This is a genomic window from Haemophilus parainfluenzae (assembly GCF_014931275.1).
Taxonomy (GTDB): domain Bacteria; phylum Pseudomonadota; class Gammaproteobacteria; order Enterobacterales; family Pasteurellaceae; genus Haemophilus_D.
This window is the reverse complement of sequence record NZ_CP063110.1, coordinates 1,350,249-1,374,497: the sequence shown is the minus strand read 5'-3', so window position 1 is coordinate 1,374,497 and position 24,249 is coordinate 1,350,249. Positions and strand designations below refer to the sequence as shown.

The 24,249-nt window shown below is 39.2% G+C and carries 23 protein-coding genes and 1 pseudogene; 10 read left to right on the top strand and 14 right to left on the bottom strand.

Annotated elements, in window-relative coordinates; genetic code table 11:
- Positions 1-39 precede the first annotated feature (39 nt).
- The 6 genes and pseudogenes from INQ00_RS06765 to INQ00_RS06740 all read left to right on the top strand — a co-directional run.
- Positions 40-705: a DUF484 family protein gene (locus INQ00_RS06765; protein ID WP_197546580.1), complete on the top strand. Its 666-nt coding sequence runs from the start codon at positions 40-42 to the stop codon at positions 703-705.
- Between the two features lie 163 nt (positions 706-868).
- Entirely contained in the window at positions 869-1,864 is a 996-nt protein-coding gene (locus INQ00_RS06760; RefSeq protein WP_197546579.1) for an ABC transporter substrate-binding protein, read from the top strand.
- A gap of 19 nt (positions 1,865-1,883) precedes the next feature.
- The gene (locus INQ00_RS06755; RefSeq protein WP_054419277.1) at positions 1,884-2,954 is read left to right on the top strand and encodes an ABC transporter ATP-binding protein; all 1,071 of its coding nucleotides are present in this window, start codon (positions 1,884-1,886) and stop codon (positions 2,952-2,954) included.
- An 11-nt stretch (positions 2,955-2,965) separates the two neighbouring features.
- Entirely contained in the window at positions 2,966-4,660 is a 1,695-nt protein-coding gene (locus tag INQ00_RS06750; protein ID WP_014065220.1) for an ABC transporter permease, read from the top strand.
- Between the two features lie 17 nt (positions 4,661-4,677).
- Positions 4,678-5,736 (top strand): ABC transporter ATP-binding protein, encoded by a 1,059-nt coding sequence (locus tag INQ00_RS06745; RefSeq protein WP_197546578.1) that lies wholly within the window; start codon positions 4,678-4,680, stop codon positions 5,734-5,736.
- A gap of 25 nt (positions 5,737-5,761) precedes the next feature.
- A pseudogene (locus INQ00_RS06740) lies at positions 5,762-5,878 on the top strand (DUF484 family protein); the annotation flags it as partial.
- Positions 5,879-5,921: 43 nt separating this feature from the next.
- Here the strand turns inward: INQ00_RS06740 and INQ00_RS06735 are convergent.
- On the bottom strand, positions 5,922-6,425 hold the full coding sequence (locus tag INQ00_RS06735) for a hypothetical protein (protein ID WP_049365917.1): 504 nt from the start codon (positions 6,423-6,425) through the stop codon (positions 5,922-5,924).
- Between the two features lie 370 nt (positions 6,426-6,795).
- Here INQ00_RS06735 and yedE point away from each other — a divergent pair, with 370 nt between their 5' ends.
- Entirely contained in the window at positions 6,796-7,857 is a 1,062-nt protein-coding gene (gene yedE / locus INQ00_RS06730; RefSeq protein WP_197546577.1) for a YedE family putative selenium transporter, read from the top strand.
- A 92-nt stretch (positions 7,858-7,949) separates the two neighbouring features.
- On the opposite strand, the gene ilvN is transcribed toward yedE, so the two are convergent.
- The 3 genes from ilvN to fabB form a co-directional block, all read right to left on the bottom strand.
- On the bottom strand, positions 7,950-8,441 hold the full coding sequence (ilvN, locus tag INQ00_RS06725) for an acetolactate synthase small subunit (RefSeq protein ID WP_014065217.1): 492 nt from the start codon (positions 8,439-8,441) through the stop codon (positions 7,950-7,952).
- Complete coding sequence (locus INQ00_RS06720; RefSeq protein ID WP_049372483.1) at positions 8,441-10,165, bottom strand: acetolactate synthase 3 large subunit; 1,725 nt, start codon at positions 10,163-10,165, stop codon at positions 8,441-8,443. The genes ilvN and INQ00_RS06720 overlap by 1 nt, the downstream gene beginning before the upstream one ends.
- Positions 10,166-10,535: 370 nt before the next feature.
- Entirely contained in the window at positions 10,536-11,756 is a 1,221-nt protein-coding gene (gene fabB / locus INQ00_RS06715; RefSeq protein ID WP_197546576.1) for a beta-ketoacyl-ACP synthase I, read from the bottom strand.
- Positions 11,757-11,938: 182 nt separating this feature from the next.
- On the opposite strand from fabB, the gene mnmC reads away from it, so the two are divergent.
- Positions 11,939-13,948, top strand: a complete 2,010-nt coding sequence (gene mnmC, locus INQ00_RS06710) for a bifunctional tRNA (5-methylaminomethyl-2-thiouridine)(34)-methyltransferase MnmC2/FAD-dependent 5-carboxymethylaminomethyl-2-thiouridine(34) oxidoreductase MnmC1 (protein ID WP_197546575.1) — start codon at positions 11,939-11,941, stop codon at positions 13,946-13,948.
- 30 nt (positions 13,949-13,978) lie between these two features.
- Here the strand turns inward: mnmC and INQ00_RS06705 are convergent, their stop codons facing one another.
- Both INQ00_RS06705 and INQ00_RS06700 read right to left on the bottom strand, forming a co-directional pair.
- Positions 13,979-14,653 (bottom strand): tetratricopeptide repeat protein, encoded by a 675-nt coding sequence (locus INQ00_RS06705; protein WP_054419270.1) that lies wholly within the window; start codon positions 14,651-14,653, stop codon positions 13,979-13,981.
- A 1-nt stretch (position 14,654) separates the two neighbouring features.
- On the bottom strand, positions 14,655-15,371 hold the full coding sequence (locus INQ00_RS06700; protein ID WP_005695874.1) for a YwiC-like family protein: 717 nt from the start codon (positions 15,369-15,371) through the stop codon (positions 14,655-14,657).
- Between the two features lie 111 nt (positions 15,372-15,482).
- On the opposite strand from INQ00_RS06700, the gene INQ00_RS06695 reads away from it, so the two are divergent.
- A complete protein-coding gene (locus INQ00_RS06695; protein ID WP_197546574.1) occupies positions 15,483-15,833 on the top strand; it encodes a RidA family protein in 351 nt (116 codons plus the stop codon).
- 90 nt (positions 15,834-15,923) lie between these two features.
- Positions 15,924-16,334, top strand: coding sequence for a Z-ring associated ZapG family protein (locus INQ00_RS06690; RefSeq protein WP_197546573.1), 411 nt, complete (start codon positions 15,924-15,926; stop codon positions 16,332-16,334).
- Between the two features lie 59 nt (positions 16,335-16,393).
- Here INQ00_RS06690 and lolE read toward each other — a convergent pair whose 3' ends face one another.
- The 8 genes from lolE to prfA form a co-directional block, all read right to left on the bottom strand.
- On the bottom strand, positions 16,394-17,644 hold the full coding sequence (gene lolE, locus INQ00_RS06685) for a lipoprotein-releasing ABC transporter permease subunit LolE (RefSeq protein WP_111315750.1): 1,251 nt from the start codon (positions 17,642-17,644) through the stop codon (positions 16,394-16,396).
- On the bottom strand, positions 17,644-18,327 hold the full coding sequence (gene lolD, locus INQ00_RS06680) for a lipoprotein-releasing ABC transporter ATP-binding protein LolD (protein ID WP_014065207.1): 684 nt from the start codon (positions 18,325-18,327) through the stop codon (positions 17,644-17,646). The genes lolE and lolD overlap by 1 nt, the downstream gene beginning before the upstream one ends.
- Positions 18,328-18,330: 3 nt before the next feature.
- A complete protein-coding gene (locus INQ00_RS06675; RefSeq protein WP_197546572.1) occupies positions 18,331-19,512 on the bottom strand; it encodes a lipoprotein-releasing ABC transporter permease subunit in 1,182 nt (393 codons plus the stop codon).
- A complete protein-coding gene (locus tag INQ00_RS06670; protein ID WP_197546571.1) occupies positions 19,512-20,456 on the bottom strand; it encodes a 2-hydroxyacid dehydrogenase in 945 nt (314 codons plus the stop codon). The genes INQ00_RS06675 and INQ00_RS06670 overlap by 1 nt, the downstream gene beginning before the upstream one ends.
- Positions 20,457-20,522: 66 nt before the next feature.
- Positions 20,523-21,377, bottom strand: a complete 855-nt coding sequence (gene kdsA / locus INQ00_RS06665) for a 3-deoxy-8-phosphooctulonate synthase (RefSeq protein WP_005695859.1) — start codon at positions 21,375-21,377, stop codon at positions 20,523-20,525.
- Between the two features lie 12 nt (positions 21,378-21,389).
- Complete coding sequence (locus tag INQ00_RS06660; protein WP_197546570.1) at positions 21,390-22,193, bottom strand: SirB1 family protein; 804 nt, start codon at positions 22,191-22,193, stop codon at positions 21,390-21,392.
- Positions 22,193-23,071, bottom strand: coding sequence for a peptide chain release factor N(5)-glutamine methyltransferase (gene prmC, locus INQ00_RS06655; RefSeq protein ID WP_197546569.1), 879 nt, complete (start codon positions 23,069-23,071; stop codon positions 22,193-22,195). The genes INQ00_RS06660 and prmC overlap by 1 nt, the downstream gene beginning before the upstream one ends.
- Positions 23,071-24,153, bottom strand: a complete 1,083-nt coding sequence (gene prfA / locus INQ00_RS06650; RefSeq protein ID WP_193451083.1) for a peptide chain release factor 1 — start codon at positions 24,151-24,153, stop codon at positions 23,071-23,073. Before prfA ends, prmC begins: the two co-directional genes overlap by 1 nt.
- Between the last annotated feature and the right edge of the window lie 96 nt (positions 24,154-24,249).

Sequence of the window (24,249 nt, the reverse complement as noted above, 5' to 3'; positions counted from 1 at the left end):
TGGCATAACCAAGTGCGGTTATTTTTTAAGGAGTTTTTGATGACTGAACAAGATATTGCTGACTACCTAAAAAATCACCCTGATTTTTTTACTCATCGCCCAGAACTACTTCAACAGCTTACCATTCCGCATAGCCATGAAGAAGGGACGATTTCCTTAGTCGAAGCACAGCTTGCTCAGCAACGAGAACAGATCAAAACGCTTACTCAACTCCTCGAAAAATTTCATCAACTTGCCCATCAAGAAGCAGATATTTTCTTTGCTCTCTTGCCTTTGCAGAAGAAGCTGTTTCAAACAGAAGACTTTATCGCCATCAATGAAAAGCTTGATGACTGGGCGAAAGGCTATGAGCTAGAAGGTGCAAAAATCTTACTTTTTACTGACAGTTGGCAAAAAAATAGCACTATTCCTGAACAACATTGGTTAGACCGAAAAGCCTTTGAACTTATTCGCCTAGAGCGCATGGGCTTACGCCAATTCTATTTAGGCGATCTCTCCAATAAAGAAAAAGCCCTCATGTTCCTTCCAGAAGAGCTCCCTATCGGCTCTGTAGTGATTTGCCGTTTGGGTGGAACACCGCAAAAACCAACCGCACTTTTACTCTTCAAATCTCGAGACACAGACCGTTTCCACAACGACCAAGACACCACATTTCTTCGACATTTAGTCGATATTGTGGAATTGCATTTGGGAAGATGGCTTTAAACGTTATTAAGTGATCTCTATCACAAATCTGAAAATTATTTAAATTTAGACTTTTATATTCAAATATTTAAGCGTATTTTGTAGATTAGATGTTTTGGTATAAATGGCGATCGTAGTTTGATCTCATTTACTGATTTTATCCCTATCTCAGTGAGGTTTCATTATGAATAAAAAAATGTCTTTAACATTGATTGCCATTGGACTAGGTATGTCACTTAGTAATATGGCTGCGGCACAAGAAAAATTAATTGTGTACACATCAATGAAAGAATCATTAATTGGTGCATTAAAAGCAAAATTTACTGAAAAACATCCAGATGTTGAAATGGATTATCAGTCTGCCGGCGCCGGAAAATTGATGGCTAAAATTGCAACGGAAAAAGAATCCGGGAAAATTATGGCCGATGTGATTTGGACAAGTGAAGTACCTGACTTCTTCCAAATGAAAAAAAACGACATGCTTGAAGCTTATGTTTCTCCTGAAACGGCTAATATTGTTAATCCTATCCCTAACTTCGATGGTTCTTTTACCCCAATCCGCCTCGGTACGCTAGCAATCGCCTACAATACCCGCTTCGTTAAAGATAACCCGCCTGCTGAATGGGCTGATATCTTAAAACCTGAATATAAAGGTGCATTTGGTATTGCAAACCCTGCATTATCGGGTACGTCATATATGAGTGTATCTTTATTAAAAGATAAATTTGGTTGGGAATTCTTTGAAAAATTAAAAGCAAATAAAGCTAAAGTGGGTAAAGGTGCAGGACAAGTTATCGACGATACCGCATCTGGTGATTTATTAGCCTCTCTCGCTGTTGACTATATTACCAACGATAAAATTAAAAAAGGCGCGCAATTAAAATTGGTTTATCCAAAAGAAACGCTCGTCATCCCTAGCCCTGCAGCAATCTTAAAAGGCACTGAACACCTTGCTGCTTCACAAAAATTTATTGACTTCTTACTTTCTGAAGATGGGCAAAAAATCATTGCAAATGAAGGAACATTACCAGTTAGAAAAGGTATTGAACTTGATGCTAAATTTGGTATGCCATCTCTAGAAGATGCCGTGTCAAGAGCGATTCCTATTGACTATGAAAAATTAATGTCAGAAAAAGAAGAAACAATTAAACATTTCACTCAAATTCTTCAAGGTCGTTAATCAGTAAGGAGTAGTGATTATGGCAACAATTACATTTGAAAATGTATCCAAAAAATTCGGTTCAAATGAAGTGTTAAAAAATCTGTCCTTAGTTGTACAAGATGGAGAATGTTTTACGCTTCTTGGCCCATCCGGCTGTGGAAAAACTGTCTTATTACGCCTGCTTGCAGGATTCGATGTGCCAGATAGTGGCCGTATTTTAATTGATGATGTGGTTGTTGCCGATCCCGCTACAAACACGGATATTCCGCCAGATCAACGCGGTCTAGGTGTGGTCTTCCAAGATTATGCTGTTTGGCCACATATGACTGTCTTTGACAATATCGCCTACCCTCTTAAATTAAAGAATATTGAAAAACAAGCTCTCCATAAACAAGTGATGGAAGTGGTTGAATTAGTTAATTTAACTGGTTTAGAAGAACGTTTACCTTCTCAATTATCAGGGGGGCAACAACAGCGCGTTGCTCTCGCAAGGGCATTAGTTGCTAAACCATCTTTAATGCTCTTGGACGAACCTCTCAATAATTTGGATGCCAATCTTCGAGAAGAAATGCGTTTTGAAATTAAAGAATTACAGAAAAAACTCGGTATTACTATTCTGTACGTAACACATGACCAGGAAATTGCCCTCGCAATATCAGATCGTTTGGCCATTATGAATGAACATGGCGATATCCAACAAGTTGGAACACCATGGGACATTTATGAGCGCTCAGAAAATGAGATGGTATTTAAATTTATGGGACTCGCCAATTTCATTCCAGTCCGATACGAAAATAATCATCACTATATTGGAGAAGGTAATCAAATTTTAAACTGGAAAAACTTGCCACCTAACTCAGGAAAATTAGGATGTCGACCTTCCGATATCATACTAAGCAAAGACAATGAAGGTTTACTAGGAAAAATATCAAGAGCCAGCTTTCTTGGCGCGGTAATGGATTATATGGTAGAGATTGACGGTGTAACACTACGAACAGAAATCCCAACTAATAAAGCATTACGTAATAATTTAATGTTCAATGAAGGTGAAAATTGCTTTATCAGTTTTCATGATTTGCTTTGGTTTGATTCTGCTAAAGAAATCTAGAGGGGTTTATTATGGCTACAACTATTCAAAATAATCATCCATTTAATATTGCTAACGTTATTCTAGCCTTATCTATCGGTATCTTAGTTATCGTTGTTGCGGTTCCTGTTTTACTTATTTTCCTCAATTCTTTTTGGGTTGATGGGCAATTTAATATCACCGATGTGGTGAATATTCTTAAGCAAGAAGAAACCTATGAAGCATTACTCAATTCACTTTTCATCGCATCTGGCGTAACTGTGATGAGTACGATTATTGGTACATTTTTTGCTTGGTTAGTGACTCGAACAGATCTACCTTATAAAGGTTTTATGAAAGTGATGTTCCTTGTACCTTTTATGCTTCCTTCTTTTATTGGGGCATTAGCTTGGAAAATGTTACTTTCACCACGTTCTGGTTACATTAACCAATTCTTCATGGATTTAGGATTTGATGGACCTATTTTTAATATCTATAGCTACGCCGGTATTATGGCTGTAGAAACGATGTATCTTTTCCCATTCGTCTTTATCCAAGTCTGTGGTGCATTAGAGCGCATGGACCCTACATTAGAAGAATCAGCGAGAATCTCAGGCGCAAGCCTCTTTACCATTACACGTAAAATTACCATTCCACTCGTCATGCCAAGTATCCTTTCTGGTGCATTACTCATTATGCTCTATTCTATGGCTCACTTTGGTACTGTTGCCGTACTGGGCGTAGAAAATGGTATTTTTAACATTCCAACCCTCATTTATGAACGCATTCACCAAAGTGCTGGTAGTTTTGAAGCCATTCGTACCGGTACTGTACTTGCAACTGTTTTAGTATTCACTGCAGCACTGATTATTTGGTTACAAAACAAAATCTTAAATAAAGGCCGCTTCCAAATTATTGCAGGTAAAAGCTTTAGACCTATTGAAGTAAAACTTCGTGGTTTGAGAAAACCGTTGCTTGTTATTTGCTTACTCTACATCGCCTTTACAATCGTATTGCCTACAGTCACGATTTTCCTTGTTGGAGGATTAAAAACCTATGGATTACCAATTACATGGGAAAATCTCACATTAGATAACTATAAATTCATCTTATTTGAATGGCAGTTAACAAAAGATGCAATTCGCAATAGTGTGACTCTCGGTCTTGCTGCAGCACTGATTACCATGTTTGCCGGGGTAATGATTTCTTATGTTATCGTTAAAATGCGTGTTCGCGGAAAAGGCATTCTTGAGTTCTTAGGGATGTTGCCATTCTCCGTACCAGGCTCTGTCATTGCTCTTGGGGTGATCCTTGCCTGGAGTGGTAAATTTGGTATCAATCTCTACAACACAGTTTGGATTATTTTAATTGCTTACATTGCACGTTATATGGCTTTCTCACTCAAAGCTAACTCTGCAGCACTTGAGCAAGTACATGATTCATTAGTTGAAGCTTCTCGAGCATGTGGAGCAAGTATGTGGCAATCCTTAAAAGATATTGTTATCCCACTCGTAAGACCAGGGATGATTGCTGCTTTCTTCCTGATTTTCCTTCCAGCTCTACGTGAATTGACCGTTTCTGTTATGTTATATGGTCCTTCTACACGAACCATCGGGGTAGCAATTTATACCCTAAATGAAGATGGTGAAACCGTTTATTCTGCGGCATTAGCGGGTATTGCCCTAATAATTATTGTGTTAGGTCAAACCGTTATTAAACGTTATGCTGAAAAGAAAACTCAAAAATAGAAGGTTAGGAGTAAAAGATGAGCTATATTCAATTAAATCATGTCATGAAAAAATTTGGTGATGTTATTGCCATTGAAGATCTTAACCTTTCTATCGAAAAAGGAGAATGTTTCTCTATGCTAGGGCCATCAGGTTGTGGAAAAACAACAACCCTAAGAATGATCGCTGGCTTTGAAGACTTAGACGGAGGAGAAATTAAAGTCGGTGATAAATTACTGTCATCGAAGAAAAACAATTTCTATCTCCCGCCAGAGAAACGCAATTTCGGTATGGTCTTTCAGGCCTTTGCAGTATGGCCACATATGACGGTATACGATAACGTTGCCTTTCCGTTAAAACTCAAAAATATTTCAGCACAAGAAATTGAAAAACGAACAACTGATGCCTTAAGACACACTAATTTACTTAGTGTTGCCAAGAAAAGCCCTGATGATTTATCTGGTGGCGGAAAACAACGTGTGGCTCTTGCTAGAGCATTAGCAATCAACCCAGACGTCATGTTACTAGACGAACCATTATCAAGCTTAGATCCCCATCTTCGCGAAGAAATGCGTTTTGAAATTAAGGCATTACAGAAAAAATTTGGGTTCTCAATTATTTATGTGACTCATGACCAATCTGAAGCGATGGCACTTTCAGATCGTATTATGGTCATGAAAAAAGGGGCAGTACAACAAATTGATACCCCATTAAATATTTATAATAACCCAGCTAACAAGTTTGTCTTCAATTTTATCGGGTTATCAAATCAATTAAATGTAAACCTAGCATCGCAAGGTATTCATATTGATAAAGTTGATGGTATTTTCAATCTTCCAGAAATGCCAAATAATGACTTACTTTCACAAGGTAAAGCCATATTAGCAAGCCGTCCATCTGACATTGAATTTGTTCAACAAGGTGGAATCCCTGGTGTCGTAAAACGTCGCTCTTATCTTGGTGAAGTGACGGATTATAATATCCAAGTTGGAGATCAAGATATTCGTGTTCAAATTGGACGACGAGATTCTGGTCCGAAAGAAGGGGAAACATGTCAGATAGCCTTTGAACATTTGCATTGGTACCCTGCTGAATAACATATCCCAAGTGCGGTTAAATTTAACCGCACTTTTACTCTTTAAATCTCGAGATACTGACCGTTTCCACAACGACCAAGACACCACATTTCTTCGACATTTAGTCGATATTGTGGAATTGCACTTGGGGAGATATGCGTAAACAAAACATTTTAAGTGGTAAAAATACTTTATAAGATTCAAATTTATTGACAAAGCTCTGGAACCTCATCTGTTCTGAGTGATATAAATATATAATGTGCTATATCATTATTCTCTGAATCAGATCGACTCACTAGATAAGGAAATTGGTTTTGATAAATATAACAATATAAATTTAAATTACCACCTTCTAAAAAATATTGTTTTTTAGAACCTGGAATATTTACATCTTTTAAGAAAGCCATACCTCTATCGATAGAGGCTACCTTGTAAAATTGAGAAATAGGTATTTCATCAGTCTTATTAACATCAAAAACAACAATCATTTCATTGGTTTCTATAAAAGCCCTCAAGAATATATTATTAGCACTTTTAGGAAAAATATTCACGTACCATGAAAATGACTCTGAGTTAAAGAACTCTTCTGGTGAGTTGTAGTGATAATCATTATAAGATCTATAGTTAAAAGTGAATATTAAAAACACTAAAAATATAGTAATACATAGAAAGCTTACAAACTTCAAAGTTAATTTAATAAACTTACTCATAAATACTTTTTCCTTTAATTCAACTCTTATTTTTTATAAGCATTAGTGTTGCTCCTTCCAGAAAGAGTTACCTTTATATCTGATGAGAATTCTCACTAAATAAGCTTTGATTATTTTCACTTTTCTTAGCCTATAACACAAGAAATTAAGGCTAATCTACATACTAACACAACTGCCAAATAATACCTATTTATCAATTCGTTAGGGGATATATTGAAAAGTTCATGCGACCTAAAATAAATCTTTGATCCTGCTCACAATTTCAAAAAAATAAACTTTCTTTATTTTTCAACTCTTTCTACAATACCTTTGTTTTTATTATTAAAAACACACAATTCAATTTAACTTCAGATATCACAAGGGTCTAATTATGAAAATTTTAACTTGGCCTGTGGTTGCAGGTGCTGCACTTGGTATCGTTGCGCCACTTCTCTCTTACAATGGCAATCCTGGTAATATGGGATTTTGTGCGGCTTGTTTCTTACGCGATACAGCAGGATCGCTTGGATTACACCACGCAGCCCCATTACAATACCTTCGCCCAGAACTCATTGGATTAGTTTTAGGAGCACTCGCCAGTGCATTCTTATCTAAGGAATTCAAACCTCGTGGTGGCTCTGCCCCACTCGCTCGTATTAGCTTAGGCTTTTTTGCGATGCTTGGTGCGCTGATTTTCTTAGGTTGTCCATGGCGTGCTTATTTACGATTAGGTGGCGGTGATCTCACTGCAATTGCAGGTATCGTAGGATTATTTGCTGGCGTATTGGGTGGCATTTTCTTCGCTAATCGAGGATTCTCATTAGGTAAATCGAAGGAACAAAGCCAATCTTCGGGCTTAATCGGTCCAATCTTTGCCGTAATTTTGCTTGTTTTAGCCTTAACCCAATTTAAATTTGGTGAAAATCTCGCGATTTACACCTCTGAAAAAGGCCCGGGTGCACAACATGCGGCTATTTGGATGTCACTAGCTGGCGGATTACTTCTCGGTGTGCTGATGCAAAAATCGCGTTTTTGCACCATTGGGGCATTCCGAAACTTTGTCCTCTTCCGTGATGCACACTTATTAAACGGTGTGATTGCATTGATTGTCTTTGCAGCAGTAACCAATGCTTTATTAGGTCAATTCCATTTAGGCTTTGAAAAACAACCTATCGCGCATAATGACTATCTCTACAATTTCCTTTCTATGGCGCTTTGCGGTCTTTGCTTTGCATTAGGCGGCGGTTGCCCTGGTAAGCAATTAGTCAATATTGGTGAAGGGAACAATGACTCAGCATTATTTGTGCTCGGTATGCTACTTGGCGCAGCTGCGGCACATAACTTTGGCTTAGCAGCGGCTCCTTCAGGCGTTGCAGCCTTTACGCCTCATCTTTTAATTGCCGGCTTTGCGGTTTGCTTATATATCGCACTAACTAATAAATCTGAAGCCTAATATCCATTCAGAATAAACAAAAAGGAAGTCCATTATGACTTCCTTTTTTACATAAAAAAGTGCGGTCATTTTTAACCGCACTTTCCACATCATTAGAGTATATTTTTCTCGCCACGGGAAAGACTAATTAAGCCTGAACGAACAATCTCAAGTAATGTACTTTCTTCTTTCACAGCCTCAACAAAAGCATCTAATTTGTCTTTTGTACCCGTTAATTGAATAGTGTAAGATTTTGTTGTTACATCCACAATCTGACCACGGAAGATGTCGGCTAAACGTTTTAATTCATCACGTGATGAACCCGTTGCTCGCACTTTCACTAATAACACTTCACGCTCTACGTGATCATGTTCACTCAAATTGATGACTTTAAACACGTCCACTAATTTGTGAAGTTGCTTTTCAATTTGCTCAAGCACTTGCTCATCTCCTACCGCTTCAATCGTCATACGAGAAAGGGTTGGGTCGTCCGTAGGTGCTACGGTTAAGCTTTCAATGTTAAATGCACGTTGGGAAAATAAGCCGACCACTCGAGATAATGCACCGGATTCATTTTCTAATAAAACAGATAAAATTCTACGCATTATTCGTTCTCCTCTTGTGGTTTGCTTAAGATCATCTCATTCATCGCCCCGCCGCGAACTTGCATTGGGTAAACGTGTTCGGTTTCATCAACGTTAATATCAACAAAAACCAATTTATTTTTAATGCTGAAGGCTTCTTGTAATTTGCTTTCTAATTCATCTGGTGTCGAAATTTGAATCCCCACATGACCATAAGATTCTGCTAACTTCACGAAATCTGGTAAAGAATTCATATAAGTTTGAGAATGGCGGCCAGAGTAAATCAAATCTTGCCATTGCTTCACCATGCCTAAGAAGTGGTTATTCAAACAAATCACCACAACTGGAATGCCATATTGTGTCGCTGTTGAAAGCTCTTGGATATTCATTTGAATACTGCCATCACCCGTTACACAAACTACAGTTGCGTCAGGATGTGCAAGTTTCACCCCTAATGCAGCAGGTAAACCAAAGCCCATGGTACCCGCACCACCTGAATTGATCCAACGACGCGGTAAATCAAACGGATAATGCAATGCGGCAAACATTTGGTGCTGACCTACATCTGATGCTACATAAGCTTGGCCTTTTGTAATGCGATACACCGCTTCCATCACTTGCTGTGGTTTGATGACGCCTGAAGTGCGATCGAAATCTAAGCATTTTTTCGCTTTCCATTCATCGATTTGTTTCCACCAATCTTCTAAGTGATTTTGCGGACGCGAACCGATTTCTTCACCTAATAAACTTAAGAATTCATCCAATACATTTTTCGCATTACCTACAATTGGAATCGCGGCAGGTACGTTTTTAGAAATAGAGGTTGGGTCAATATCAATCTGAATCACTTTGGCATTCGGGCAATATTTATCTAAGTTATTAGTGGTACGGTCGTCAAAGCGCACCCCAACACCAAGAATTAAATCACTTTCATGCATCGCTGTATTAGCTTCATAAGTCCCGTGCATCCCAAGCATGCCTAAAAATTGTTTATCGGTACTTGGATATACGCCTAACCCCATTAATGATGAAGTTACTGGTAAATTTAAACGTTGTGCAAATTGCGTTAATTCTTCATGACAACCTGCCGCAATTGCCCCACCACCCACGAATAAAACCGGTTTTTTAGCCACTAATAATGCTTTTAACGCTTTCTTAATTTGACCTTTGTGACCATTTACCGTTGGATTATAAGAACGAAGCTCAACAGATTTTGGATATTCGTAAGGATATTTTAATGTTGGGTTTACGGTATCTTTTGGAATATCTACGACAACGGGACCTGGACGGCCTGTTGAAGCAATATAAAAGGCTTTTTTCAAGATACCCGGAATGTCTTCAGCTTTTTTAACGATAAAGCTGTGTTTAACCACTGGGCGAGAAATCCCCACCATATCACATTCTTGGAACGCATCACGACCGATTAAGCTACTCATTACCTGACCTGAAATGATCACCATTGGCACAGAATCAGTATAAGCGGTCAAAATACCTGTAATCGCATTGGTCGCACCTGGTCCTGATGTTACTAACACACAACCTACTTTACCTGTCGCACGCGCATAACCATCTGCCATATGTACCGCAGCTTGCTCATGACGAACTAAAATATGTTCAATCCCACCAAGAGTATGAATTGCATCATAAATATCCAATACGGCACCGCCCGGATAACCAAATAAATACTCAACGCCTTCGTCACGCAAAGACTGAACCACCATTTCCGCACCGGATAATTTCTTCATATTTTACTCCTAAAACTGACCGCACTTTTATTTGTTACGATTCGTGTCAAAACAATGGAAACATCATACCGAAAGAAAATGGCTTGTCCAGCATGAGAAAAGTCTGAAAATACGAATTAAAAAGTATTAAAAACTAACAAAATACAAATATTAAGATTTAAATAAAGATAATCAATACAAAAAGCAGAAAATTGTAGTTTTATATGGAGTTTTATAAAAATAAAAATTTTTTATTCTTTTGTTCAAAATTTTGAACTGGATCACATTTTAAGTGTTGATTTTTCTGCTGAGTAAGGAGAAAGGGAGAGATTATAAGAAAAAACCGCACTTGGAAGATCCAAAGTGCGGTTAAATTTTAAGAGGTATTTAATTAGCCGTTATAGCGTTTGAACACTAAAGTTGCGTTTGTACCACCAAAACCAAAGCTGTTTGACATGACAGTTTGTAAGCCTGCATTTTCTTTTGTTTCAGTCACGATATTGCAGCCTTCTGCCGCTTCGTCTAATTTTTCAATATTAATGCTTGGTGCAATGAAGTCATTGTGTAGCATTAATAAGGTATAGATTGCTTCGTGTGCACCTGCTGCACCTAAAGAGTGACCAGTCATTGATTTGGTTGAAGAAATCGCTGGAATTTTGTCACCAAATACATTTTTGATCGCACCTAATTCTTTCACGTCACCAACTGGTGTTGATGTACCGTGTACGTTGATGTAATCAATTTGGGTATCTACCGTTGCCATTGCTTGTTTCATACAACGCTCTGCACCTTCACCACTTGGCGCTACCATGTCGTAACCATCAGAGGTTGCACCATAGCCCACGATTTCTGCGTAGATTTTTGCGCCACGTGCTAATGCGTGTTCTAATTCTTCAACCACTACAACAGCACCACCACCTGCGATAACGAAACCATCACGGTCTGCATCGTAAGCACGAGAAGCTTTTTCTGGGGTATCATTGTATTTAGTTGAAACCGCACCCATTGCATCGAATTCAGTTGCACATTCCCAAGATAATTCTTCCGCACCACCCGCGAAAACCACATCTTGTTTACCTAATTGGATTAATTCAACTGCGTGACCGATACAGTGTGCAGACGTTGCACAAGCAGAGCTGATTGAGTAATTCACACCGCGGATTTTGTAAGGAGTTGCTAAACAAGCTGACACACTTGATGCCATGGTTTTAGTTACCGCATAAGGACCAATCGCTTTCACACCGCGTGGACCACGTACTGCGTCACAAGCCACTAATTGGTTGTGAGCTGAACCAGTACCTGCACCGATTACAAGACCTGTACGGTCATTTGAAACTTGATCTTCTGTTAAACCTGAATCTTCAATCGCTTCACGCATAGAAAGGTATGCATAAGCTGCCGCATCACCCATAAAACGATACACTTTACGATCGATATGCTCGCTCGGATCAAGTTTGATTGTGCCGGCAACATGGCTACGCATTTTCATTTCAATAAACTCAGGCACGACTTCAATACCAGATTTACCTGCTTTTAATGAAGCCAAAACTTCTTCTTTGTTGTTACCGATACTTGAAATAATACCAAAACCAGTAATTACAGCTCTTTTCATTCTTTATTCCTTATGAGTTAGGGGAAATTTAATTCAACTTACAGTTGTTAGCTGAACGCAATTTACTATGAAATGAAAATATTGCAAGCAATAATTCATTTGTTCGACCAGTTAAGTTTTAACCGTCTCAAAATTTCCGTGCTATTATAAAAGAATTTGATAAGGCAAAAAAGGGCTAACACATGTTCACCATTCAGCACGCAAAAATTCATTTTAACCAAGAGAATACGCCTGTTTCGGATAAATTTGATGATGTGTATTTTTCTAATCAAGATGGTTTAGCGGAAACCCACTATGTGTTTTTAGAAGGTAATCAGTTGTGGGAACGTTGGGTTAATTATCAAGAAGCCCACTTTGTTATTGCTGAAACGGGGTTTGGCACAGGATTAAATTTCTTTGCGGTGACTACGCTATTCCGTGAATTTCGTCAAAAACACCCTGATTCGCCTTTAAAACGCCTTTATTTTATCTCTTTTGAAAAATACCCTTTGCTACTTGATGCATTACAACAAGCCCATTTAGCTTATCCGCAATTTTCTCATCTTGCTCAGCATTTACAACAGCATTGGCTTAATCCCATTCAAGGTTGCTATCGTTTTCATTTTGATGAAACCACGTTAGATCTTTGGTTTGGCGATGTCGCTGAAAATCTGCCACAGCTGGGCGATTATATGAATAGTAAAATTGATGCGTGGTTTTTAGATGGTTTTGCACCAAGTAAAAACCCCGACATGTGGAACGAGCAGCTTTATCAGCAAATGTTTCGTTTTACCAAGCTACAAGGCACCTTTGCGACTTTTACTGCGGCAAGTGCGGTGAGAAAAGGCTTAGAAAATGCGGGCTTTAATATTAAGAAACGCAAAGGCTTTGGTAAAAAACGGGAATGTCTTTCTGGTCAAAAAACGCAGGAAAAACTGACCGCACTTTCTACATCCTGGTTTCATAGTCAGCCAGCCAATCTCAAAGAACAAGATATTGCCATTATTGGTGGTGGGGTTGCCTCGCTTTGTACAGCTATTTCATTGGTTAAACGTGGGGCTAAAATCACAATTTATTGCGAAGATGAACAAACTGCCCTCAATGCATCTGGCAATAAACAGGGTGCCTTTTATCCGCAACTGAGCGATGATAACGAGCGTAATATTCGTTTTTATATTCATGCTTTTGCCTATGGCCATCAATTTCTACAATGGGCAATTCAACAACAAATCGAATTTGAATATGAGTTCTGTGGTGTCGCACTTTGTGCTTACAATGAGAAAGCTGAAAGTAAATTAAATAAAATCGCTAAGCTGAATTTGCCTTCTGATTTATATCAGTCACTAAACCAAACTGAATTAAGTGAAAAAGTGGGCTTACCGTTACCTTTTGGTGGCGCTTTTATCCCTAAAGGCGCTTGGCTTGCACCACGTCAGTTAGTTCAACATGCTTTTGCCTTTTTAGAAAAAAAAGGTGTCCAGATTAAAACCTCACAAAAAGCAACCGAACTTTCTCAAACAGAAAATGGTTGGCAAATCACCACTGCTGAAAATGAAACTTTCTGCCATGAAGTGGTTGTTTTAGCAAACGGACATAAACTCACTGAGTTTGAGCAAACACAAAAACTCCCACTCTATCCTGTTCGAGGACAAGTGAGCCAAATTCCGACATCGGAAAAGTTACTTAAACTCAAAACCGTGTTGTGCTATGACGGCTACCTGACGCCAGTCGATCAAGCAAAAACCAGTCATTGTATTGGTGCAAGTCATGTTCGTGATAATGCGACTCGTGAATTTAGCCTAACTGAACAGCAAGAAAATCAACAAAAAATTCAGCAAAATATACCTGAAGAATGGACAAAAGAAGTGGATACATCGGGTAATCTTGCTCGAATCGGTGTGCGTTGTTCGGTACGTGATCTTACGCCAATAATAGGCGCTGTTCCGCATTTTTCAGCTCAGCAAACACAATATCAAAATTTGTTTAATTTACGCCGCCGTAAACAGCCAATAGAACAAGCTGAAAACTACCCTAATCTCTACTTAATCGGCGCATTAGGCTCTAGAGGATTAACTTCTGCGCCATTTTTGGGTGAAACACTGGCTTCCTTAATTTATGGTGAACCCTTACCGATGAGTGAAGATCTGATTCATAACTTAATGCCAAACCGCAGTTGGGTCAGACGCTGGTTGAAAGGTGCTGAGGTGAAATAAAAAAGTGCGGTTAAAATCAACCGCACTTTTTTAATACAAGCTTAAACGTTGTAATCGCTGTCTGGCGATTTCTTTGATTTCATCCTTTTTCGCCGTATTCATAATTTCCAAATAAAGCAATTTGGCCAAACCAATATTGACTTGTGTCCCAATCCCTTCTTCATACAAACGAGCCAAACGGAATCGCCCCTCATTGCTTCCCGCATTCGCAGCTTTTTGGAACCATTCAAAGGCTTTGGTAAATTCTTTCTGATTGGTATAAATCTCCCCTAATGTAAGCATGGCATCAGGATCTTTTGTCGCACTGGTTTCAAATAATTTAATCGCTTGAGCGGTATCTTGTTTTACATAGTTGTTGCCGTTGAAATACATGACCGCCAAATTATTGATAGCTTTAATACTGCCTCGCTCAGCAGCTTCACTAAACCACCAATAAGCCAACTCTTTATTTTCATCCACTCCACGACCTAAATTATAAAGCATCCCTAAATTGCTTTGCGCTTGTAAATTACCTTCCAAAGCTAAAGGATACATAATTTCAAAAACGGCTTTCCAATCTTGTTTCTCAGCCAGTTTTTGCGCCAGATCCATTTTTTGCTGCTCTGTCATTTGCGCTTTATCGACCAAATCAATGGTTTTCATCGCAAATGCTGAACTGCTTAAGGTGAGCGTGGTGAGGAGTAAAAGTTTGGCTAATGTCTTCATCTTATAATGTCGCTATCAATAAAATAATCAAAAAAATGGCGGATGTTCCGAATTCTATTAGACCGACTTGCTTAACCGAAAGTTTCTTGGTGGGTAAATAAATGGCACGAATTAACGCCGGCACAAAAGCAAGTGATAAGACATATTGTTGGGTAAACAAGCAACCGAGTACACAAAGCACGTGGAAAATAATAGAGGCTTTGAGATAAAGCGGATTTTTGCGTTCACGCATCATTGATTTGACATAAAGCGTCGTGCCTATAAAAAAGAGACTTGGATACAGCGCCACCCACCAGATTTTTTCGTCAAAAGTGCGGTCAGAAAAATAATAGGATCCCATACCTGCAAGAGCAAAAATCGCAATACCCGCTAAATCATTGAGAAGATTGCGTTCATCTTTTTTCTTGGTGTAATAGATACTCACCAATACAAAAGGAAACATAGCTGCAATAAAGAAAAGAATTTGCCAGTTATAAAAAATGGCAGGGAGCGCAAATAAAAAAGCTGCGACACCATAGATGATAGTCCACTTTTTATATTCCGCCATATTTTTGCCTTTAAAGAGACTCAGCATTGGATAACTCAGCAAATACATGGTGAACCAAGCTAACAGCAAAAAGAAATGCGCCCAAACAGGTGAAGCTAATAACATACCGTAAACAAAAGGCAATAATGCCATCACAATGGCGCCATATTGATTCGAAATCAGGAGTTTCATAGTTTCCTTTAGTTGATAAAAATTCTCAATTATTTTATCTCACAATTTCTTGATTTACAAAGTCTAAAACCACCTTTAGAATGGAATTATCTTCATCAAAAAGGAGCCATTATGTCGATTCAACGCATTCAACCAAACAAACGCTTTTCTGAAGTGGTCATTCATAACAATACTGCCTATTTTGCAGGCCAAGTACCGGAAAAAACCGTTAAGCAAAATGCTTACGAGCAAACCAAAGAAGTCCTTTCACTGATCGATAAATTATTGGCAGAAATTGGTTCTGAAAAAAGTAAAATTCTTACCTCGCAAATCTTCCTTGCTGATATGGCGGATTATGCTCAACTCAACCAAGCATGGGATGAATGGGTAGATAGCCAAAACCCACCAAGCCGAGCAACGGTAGAAGCGAAACTTGCAGATCCTGATTGGAAAGTTGAGATCGTAATTATTGCAGCTGTGTAAGCACAGCTTTTTCAAAATGTGATCAACCGCAAAGAAACTTTTTTGTTTTTCCTTTACACTAAACACTGAATTCAAAATAAGGAGTAATGTATGCAATCATGGATACCAGAAATATGGCAAGCCGCTATGATTGGGCTTGTGGTTGGCGTAATCTTAGGCTATTTTCTATTACGTTTAACAAAAGGTTCTGTTAAAAAACAAGTTCAGACCGAAGCTGAACTAAAAGAAGTCAAAACACAATTAAGCGATAAACAAGCACAACTTGAAAAACATTTCGCGGAAAGTGCTGAATTATTTAAAACCTTAATTGGTGATTATCAAAAACTCTATCGTCACTATGCAGTTTCATCTGAAACCTTGCTTGGTAGTAAACCAGCCGACAAAGGTTTATTCACTCAACAATTGGTGACCGCCTCATCAGAAGGTAAATCTGAAGAGCCGCCTCGTGATTATTCCGAAGGTTCATCTGGTTTATTAAAAACAGATAAAGAAAACCAATAATAATTAACGGTTGAATAATAAAAAAATCAGGAATTAAATACTTAATCCCTGATTTTTTATTAGTGATTACTCAATACTTGAGCCGGTTGTAACTTCGCGGCTCGACTGGCCGGATAAAGACTCGCGAGTAAACTCAATACCAATGCCGCCACGAGAACTAATACAACATCGAACCAATGTAATTCACTTGGTAAGAAATCAACGAAATAAATACCATCTGATAACAGTTTTTTACCGAGTAATGTCTCGATGCCTTGAATAATCGGCGTGAGATTCAGTGCAAGTACGACACCTAACACGATACCAATCAAACACCCTTTCATTCCCGCAAGCAAACCATACCAAATAAAGATCTGCTTAATAAAACCATTATTCGCCCCCAGGGTTCGCATAATCGCAATATCACCTTGCTTATCTTTTACCGCCATAATTAAGGTAGAAACAATATTAAAACACGCTACCCCTATTACAAGCACCATCGCGATATACATCACGGTACGGATAAGCTGAATATCACGATACATATAGCCAAATTTTGCCACCCAATTTTGAATATAAAGCAGTTGCGGATAATCATTCAGCATCGAATAATCCATTTCTTGTACTTTGAATGGATCATCAATTTTCAATTCAACACCGGTAATTTGATCTTCGCGATACCCCATTAATTCTTGTGCTTGAGGTAATGCCAGCAAGGCATAACTGTGGTCTAACTGACCATCTAAACGCAAAATAGCGGTCACTTGAACACGCTCACGATTAGGCTGAGCCATTTGATCTTCGCCATTCGGTTGAGAAATCAATAACGACACCCAATCGCCTGCTTTAACATCTAACTCTTTGGCAATACCAGAGCCCAGCACCAATCCACCTTCTTCTGCGAATTTCTGCCAGCCATCACCTTCCACAAACTTACCAAGAGAACTCACTTGATCTTCAGCTTGCTTATCGACCCCTTTCACTTGTACAACTTTAAGTTTATTGCCATTTTCGACTAAGGCAGTAAAACTCACAAAAGGTGAAAGTGCGGTAATTTTTTTGTTTGTTTTTAGACGTTCCGCTAGGTTCTGCCAATGGTTTAATGTGGCTTCATTGTCATGTGGATTTACCGTGATTTCCGTATGTGGCACGACAGCCAAAATACGTGAATTCAATTCACGCTCAAAACCATTCATCGCACTTAATCCCACAATCAATACTGCCACACCAAGGGCGATACCTATAGCAGAGAATTTTGAAATTAACGCCACTAACGGATTCTTTTGCTTACCCCGTTGATAACGCCAACTAATGAAAAAAGGCGTATTCATTATGCACCTTCCTTCAAAATGCCGTCTTGCATGGTTAAGCAACGAGACAGTTTTTGCGCTAATGACATATCATGTGTAACCAATAAAAACGCAATGTTTTGTTCCGCATTCAAGGTTTGAATCAACTCAAAAATACTTTCTGTGGTTTTATGATCCAAGTTACCAGTTGGTTCATCAGCCAAGACGAGAGCGGGATTATTCACTAATGCACGAGCAATCGCAACACGTTGACGTTCACCGCCAGAAAGTGCAGATGGACGATGAGTAATGCGATGACTTAAGCCTACTGCGCCTAATATTTTTTCAGCACGATCTTTTGCTTCTGTTTTATTCTGGCGACCAATTAACATCGGCATCATGACATTTTCCAATGCGGTAAAATCCGCCATTAAATGGTGAAATTGATACACGAAACCGAGATTTTGGTTACGTAATTTAGCCAATTCACTTTCAGACGCTTTCTGTAAGGATTGTCCTTTAATAAACACTTCCCCACTACTTGGCTGATCTAGGCCGCCTAAGGTGTGTAATAAAGTACTTTTTCCCGAACCTGAACTCCCCACAATCGCCACTAATTCTTGTGGTTTCATGGCAAAGCTTACGCCTTTTAATACTTGGGTTTGGTTCTCGCCTTCTTGGTAAAATTTATTAATATTTTGGCATTCTAATAAGTAGTTATTCATATTTTACTCATAACGTAATGCTTCCGCTGGCTCAGTTTTCGCCGCACGATAAGCTGGATAAATGGTTGATAATAAAGATAATAATAAAGAAAAAGCAATCACAATAATGACTTGCACAGGCTCAATGGATGTTGGCAAGAAAACACCATTCGGATTGACCGCACTTAAAATTGCCCCAAGGTTTAAGGTGATTAATACACCCAGTACAGCACCAATCAATGTGCCCACTAGCCCCACCAATAAACCTTGATAAATAAAGATCGAACGCACTTGTGATTTAGTCACACCTTGCGTTTGCAGAATAGCGATTTCCCCTTGTTTATCCACCACCATTAAACTTAATGAGGTCACAATATTAGAAATTGCCACAACAATAATTAAGCTAATCAACAAGCCCATCATATTTTTTTCCATACGAACCGCTTGGAAGAATTCCCCTTTTTGGACACGCCAATCGCTGATATGACTCTCTTTAAAATAGGTTGGTAATTCTGTGATTTGGAAAGGATCATCCAAGAATAAACGATAGCCTTGAGCCTCACCAGGCTGAATACGCATTAAGCGACCAATATCGGCTAAATTAGCAAAAACCTCGTAACCTGACGCTTCGCCATAATCATAGTAAAGCTCGCTCACCGTAAATAAACGCTGCATTGGCACGCGACCAAACGGGGTGTATTGGCTGTTTTCCGTAATCATTAAACGAACCTTATCACCCACCGCTAAGCCTAATTTTTGTGCTAACTTATCGCCCATAACTAACTTAAACTCACCTTGTGGTAAAAGTTGGTTAAACTGACTAGGATCGATATCTTCTAATAAAGGATCATCTGAAAAAGACTGAATACCAATCACTTGTCCCGCACTTACGCCTTTTGCTGTTTGAAACACGACATTCGTGGTATTAATCGGCACGGCTTTTTGCACAAAGTGCGGTGTATTTTCAAGCGGTTTTTCCGCCGAAATAGGCGCCTCTTGGCTAATAATCGCGTGTGGAATGCTCGAAAGTACCTGTTGTTTTTGATAGCCTTCTAATCCATTCATAACAGAAAGTACAATAATCAATGCCATCACACCCAGTACGATGCCAAAGCTTGCCAAATTAGCAACAAGTCGCCCAAAACGATCAGCGCTTTTTGCCCGCCAATATCGCAGGGCGACGTATAAAGAAATAGGTAAATTCATTATTTTTGATTTAATTGTTGAACGAAATCTTCAATATTTTGCGCCACTTTTTTCGTTAGCGTGGTTACCGCACTATCACTCGCCCAAGCAATATGAGGTGTGATAATTAAATTAGGCATCGTTTTCGCTAATTCAATCAGCGGATTGTTTTTCTCTGGTGGTTCTTTCACTAACACATCTAATGCGGCACCACCTAATTGTCCTGATTTTAATGCGTCACAAACTGCTTGCTCGTCAATCAATGGACCACGACCAGTATTGATTAAATATGCACCTTTCTTACAAAGTGACAAGGTTTCTTGATTGATTAAATTTTTAGTTGTTTCAGTCAATGCACAATGCAATGTCAGAATATCGGCCTGTTTTAGCACATCTTCAAAAGGCGTGTAACCTTCACGGCACGTTGTGGCACGATGTTCAGCATAAAGGACGTTCATGCCTAAAAGCTCTGCTAAACGCCCTACTTCTGTACCTAAACAGCCTTTTCCAAACACACCTAATGTTGAACCTTTGACATCTGTAATGGGATAATCAAAGTAGCAGAACTGTTTACTCTCAGTCCATTTTCCAGTGATTTGATCGCGCTGCCAGCCAGCCAAGCTATGTTTTAACGCAAAAATCATTCCCAACACATGCTCAGGTACCGTCGTGGCAGAATAACCCGTCACATTTTTAACCGCTACGCCCAATTCTTTTGCTGCGTCTAAATCCACGTTATTGGTGCCTGTTGCGGTGATAGCAATCAATTTTAATTTAGGTAGTTGTTGCAACACCTCACGGCTTAAAATCACTTTACTGGTGATAATAATATCCGCGTCTTTTGCTCGCTCAATGGTTTGCTCCGCAGAAGTATATTCATACTCTACCCAGTTATGCGGAAAGCTTGGACGAGGAATAGGAATATGTTTCGGAATTGCGGTGCTGTCTAAAAATACGATATTCATTGTTATCTCCTTTTACAGAACAAAAGTGCGGTCAAAAACAACGCTGTTTTCAACCGCACTTCTCTATTAAATAGAGGTATCTAATTCAGGGAAAGATTTCACTAAATCATCAATGGCTTTCATCTGTGAGACAAAACCTTCTAATGCCGAAAGTGGCAATGCAGAAGGACCATCACATTTTGCTTGATTTGGATTTGGATGCGCTTCCAAGAATAAGCCTGCAATACCAATTGCTAAACCCGAACGGGCTAATTCAGTCACTTGTTCACGACGACCGCCTGAAGCAGCACCAAACGGATCACGGCATTGTAATGAATGGGTCACGTCAAAAATAACTGGACTACCTTTAGATACTTTTTTCATTACGCCAAAACCTAACATATCCACCACTAAATTATCGTAACCGAAGTTTGAACCACGATCACAAAGGATGATTTTATCGTTACCACATTCTTCAAATTTATCCACGATATTCCCCATTTGACCCGGGCTTAAGAATTGTGGTTTTTTCACGTTAATTACCGCACCCGTTTTTGCCATGGCTTCGACTAAATCAGTTTGACGAGCTAAGAATGCCGGTAACTGAATCACATCCACCACATCAGCAACAGGCTGACATTGATAAATTTCGTGCACATCGGTAATTACTTTCACGCCAAAGGTTTCTTTTATCTCTTGGAAAATTTTTAAACCTTCTTCCATGCCTGGACCACGGTAAGAATGAATTGAAGAACGGTTAGCTTTATCGAAAGATGCCTTAAAAACATAAGGCACACCCAACTTTTCTGTCACTTTCACGTAAGCTTCACAAACTTGCATCGCCATATCGCGACTTTCAAGCACGTTCATTCCGCCGAAAAGTACAAAAGGTTTGTCATTTGCGACATCAATATTGCCAATTTTTACAATTTTATTTTGCATAATATTTCCTTTTTAATGGATGGCATTGGCATCTTTCAATGCTTCGCCTTTCAGTTCTAAAAGTTGAGTTTTTAACAGAGAAGAAGTGGGATCATTTGGACATTGATCCACAAAATATTCCAAATCCTCAATGGCTGAAGGATAAGCGCCCATTTGCGCCAACACTAAGCCACGATCGCGAATATCATAAGGATCTTTTCTTCCCGCTAACAAGAATTGGATATAATTAAAAGCCAAATCGTTTTGTTCTTCACGAATTAAGGCATTCTTGGCAAGCTGACGGAAACGAGCGGTTAGCATCGGAATATCTGCTCGGGCTAAATCCTCAGGTTGAATTTGAGCCCCAAAACCAAAGGCGCCTTCATAGAGTTTTTTCAATTCATCTACTGAAATGTATTTTCCGCTCCAAGGATCAATAAATGCTACTTCACCCTCTACTTCTGCACGTAAAATCAGTTGAGTCGGGAAATTCACCGGATAAATCGGCAATTTTAAACTTGCAGCCAAATAAAGGATTAAAGCACCAAGACTCACCGGCATGCCTTCATGCTCTTCTAAAATATACGGAAGGTATAAATTGCGAGCATAGAAATAATTATCCGCATCGCAATGAAATCCCCAATCACCGTAAAATAGCTGTAATAATTGATGAATTTTAGCTTTATCATCCCATTCTTCTGGAATAGCTTGGCGAGCTCTACGCACTAAGCTACCCACAAGCCCTCTTATACGAGGCTCATCAAGTTGCTCTTTCTCACAAATGCTCAGATAAAAATGAGTCAGTTCAGCATATAAGGCTTTTTGATCGTATTTCATTACCGCTTCCAATATCCCAACGTTACGCGCTCATTGTCGCCATAATCCCGTATGGTTGCAACCCCTTGCCAATGATTTTGCCAGAAAATTGACCGCACTTCTTTGCCCTGTTTCCAACCGTGCTCTAACAATAAATATCCGTTATCTTTTAAATGTACCGGTGCACACTCAATAAGATGACGTAAATCAGCTAAACCGTTTTCACCTGCCACCAACGCCGAACGAGGTTCGAAACGCACATCACCTTGAGAAAGATGCTCATCGGTTTCATCAATATAAGGCGGATTACTGACGATAATATCAAACTGCCCTTCAACATGTTCAAACCAAAGACTCTGCAAAAATTGTACCTTGAGCTGATTTTTTTCGGCATTGGATTGCGCTAATTTGACGACATCTGGCATTAAATCAACACCAATAACATCCAATTGAATAGCCTTTTTTTGACAAATAGGAAAAAGCTCAGAAGCCAACGCCAACGCAATGGCACCCGTGCCGGTTCCAAGATCGAGAATACGAAAGTGCGGTGGATTTTTTTCCAGTTTTTCTAACGCAATGTGTAATGCTTTTTCTACGAGAATTTCAGTATCTGGACGAGGAATTAATGTTCCTTCAGACACATTTAAAGGCAAGGACCAGAATTCTTTTTCTCCAAGGATATAAGCGATAGGCTCGCCTTTTAAACGACGATCTAAAAGTGCGGTCAATTTTAACCGCACTTTTTCATCAATTTCCGTGTCATCGAAAGCTAAAATTTGCGTTCTCGATTTGCCCGTTGCGTGTTGCAATAGCACTAACGCGTCAACTTTGCCATTCTCTGTCGGATTTACCTGATTTAAGGCTTGCGCAGCATCGGCAAGCCATTGTTGGTAGGTCATTAATTACTCTCAGATAACGCTGCTAATTGATCTGCTTGATATTCAGTGATAATCGGCTGAATAAGCTCGTCAATTTTGCCGTTCATCACTTCATCTAAGCGATAGAGCGTTAAGTTGATACGGTGATCTGTTACACGACCTTGTGGGTAGTTATAAGTACGAATTTTATCAGAGCGATCGCCTGAACCTAATAAGTTACGGCGAGTATCGGCTTGCTCTGCGGCTTGACGCTCTTGTTCGGCTTGAACAATACGTGAAGCCAATACAGACATCGCTTTAGCTTTATTTTTATGTTGTGAACGCTCATCCTGACATTCCACCACAATACCTGTTGGAATGTGGGTAATACGTACCGCTGAGTCTGTTGTATTAACGTGCTGACCACCCGCACCAGATGAACGGTAGGTATCAATACGTAAATCTGCAGGATTGATTTCCGGCATTTCAGATTCAGGCAATTCAGGCATAACCGCAACAGTACAAGCAGAGGTATGAATACGACCTTGGCTTTCTGTTTTTGGTACACGTTGTACACGGTGGCCGCCTGATTCAAATTTTAACTGACCATATACGCCATCACCGCTTACTTTAACGATGACTTCTTTATAACCGCCCTGCTCGCTTTCATTTGCGCTGAGCATTTCAACACGCCAGCGTTTACTTTCTGCATAACGGCTGTACATACGGAATAAATCACCGGCAAAGATACCCGCTTCATCCCCACCTGTACCCGCACGAATTTCTAAATAGCAGTTATATTCATCATTTGGATCTTTCGGCAATAAAAGAATTTGAAGTTGTTGTTCCACGTCTTCAATTTCGACTTTGGATTCTTCAATTTCCATTTCTGCCATTTCTTTCATTTCAGGATCATCTAACATCAACTCTGCTTCAGCAATGTTAGAATTAAGCTGATTCCAACGATTAAAACATTTCACCACATCTTCAAGTTGTGAATATTCTTTAGAATACGCACGGAATTTATCCTGATCCGAAATTACCGACGCATCGCCTAGCAATGCCTCTAATTCTTCATAACGTTCTTTTAAACTTTCAAGTTTTGCAATAATAGAATCTTTCATATTTTTATAAAGTTAAAGCCAAAAATAAAATCGGCCTATTCTAGCCGATTTTAAGGAAAATTGACAGACGCAAAATCTGCCTAAAAATGACCGCGT

Coding starts and splice junctions, on each gene's coding strand:
- INQ00_RS06765 (WP_197546580.1), top strand. CDS start 40: ATGACTGAACAAGATATTGCTGACTACCTAAAAAATCACCCTGATTTT.
- INQ00_RS06760 (WP_197546579.1), top strand. CDS start 869: ATGAATAAAAAAATGTCTTTAACATTGATTGCCATTGGACTAGGTATG.
- INQ00_RS06755 (WP_054419277.1), top strand. CDS start 1,884: ATGGCAACAATTACATTTGAAAATGTATCCAAAAAATTCGGTTCAAAT.
- INQ00_RS06750 (WP_014065220.1), top strand. CDS start 2,966: ATGGCTACAACTATTCAAAATAATCATCCATTTAATATTGCTAACGTT.
- INQ00_RS06745 (WP_197546578.1), top strand. CDS start 4,678: ATGAGCTATATTCAATTAAATCATGTCATGAAAAAATTTGGTGATGTT.
- INQ00_RS06735 (WP_049365917.1), bottom strand. CDS start 6,425: ATGAGTAAGTTTATTAAATTAACTTTGAAGTTTGTAAGCTTTCTATGT.
- yedE (WP_197546577.1), top strand. CDS start 6,796: ATGAAAATTTTAACTTGGCCTGTGGTTGCAGGTGCTGCACTTGGTATC.
- ilvN (WP_014065217.1), bottom strand. CDS start 8,441: ATGCGTAGAATTTTATCTGTTTTATTAGAAAATGAATCCGGTGCATTA.
- INQ00_RS06720 (WP_049372483.1), bottom strand. CDS start 10,165: ATGAAGAAATTATCCGGTGCGGAAATGGTGGTTCAGTCTTTGCGTGAC.
- fabB (WP_197546576.1), bottom strand. CDS start 11,756: ATGAAAAGAGCTGTAATTACTGGTTTTGGTATTATTTCAAGTATCGGT.
- mnmC (WP_197546575.1), top strand. CDS start 11,939: ATGTTCACCATTCAGCACGCAAAAATTCATTTTAACCAAGAGAATACG.
- INQ00_RS06705 (WP_054419270.1), bottom strand. CDS start 14,653: ATGAAGACATTAGCCAAACTTTTACTCCTCACCACGCTCACCTTAAGC.
- INQ00_RS06700 (WP_005695874.1), bottom strand. CDS start 15,371: ATGAAACTCCTGATTTCGAATCAATATGGCGCCATTGTGATGGCATTA.
- INQ00_RS06695 (WP_197546574.1), top strand. CDS start 15,483: ATGTCGATTCAACGCATTCAACCAAACAAACGCTTTTCTGAAGTGGTC.
- INQ00_RS06690 (WP_197546573.1), top strand. CDS start 15,924: ATGCAATCATGGATACCAGAAATATGGCAAGCCGCTATGATTGGGCTT.
- lolE (WP_111315750.1), bottom strand. CDS start 17,644: ATGAATACGCCTTTTTTCATTAGTTGGCGTTATCAACGGGGTAAGCAA.
- lolD (WP_014065207.1), bottom strand. CDS start 18,327: ATGAATAACTACTTATTAGAATGCCAAAATATTAATAAATTTTACCAA.
- INQ00_RS06675 (WP_197546572.1), bottom strand. CDS start 19,512: ATGAATTTACCTATTTCTTTATACGTCGCCCTGCGATATTGGCGGGCA.
- INQ00_RS06670 (WP_197546571.1), bottom strand. CDS start 20,456: ATGAATATCGTATTTTTAGACAGCACCGCAATTCCGAAACATATTCCT.
- kdsA (WP_005695859.1), bottom strand. CDS start 21,377: ATGCAAAATAAAATTGTAAAAATTGGCAATATTGATGTCGCAAATGAC.
- INQ00_RS06660 (WP_197546570.1), bottom strand. CDS start 22,193: ATGAAATACGATCAAAAAGCCTTATATGCTGAACTGACTCATTTTTAT.
- prmC (WP_197546569.1), bottom strand. CDS start 23,071: ATGACCTACCAACAATGGCTTGCCGATGCTGCGCAAGCCTTAAATCAG.
- prfA (WP_193451083.1), bottom strand. CDS start 24,153: ATGAAAGATTCTATTATTGCAAAACTTGAAAGTTTAAAAGAACGTTAT.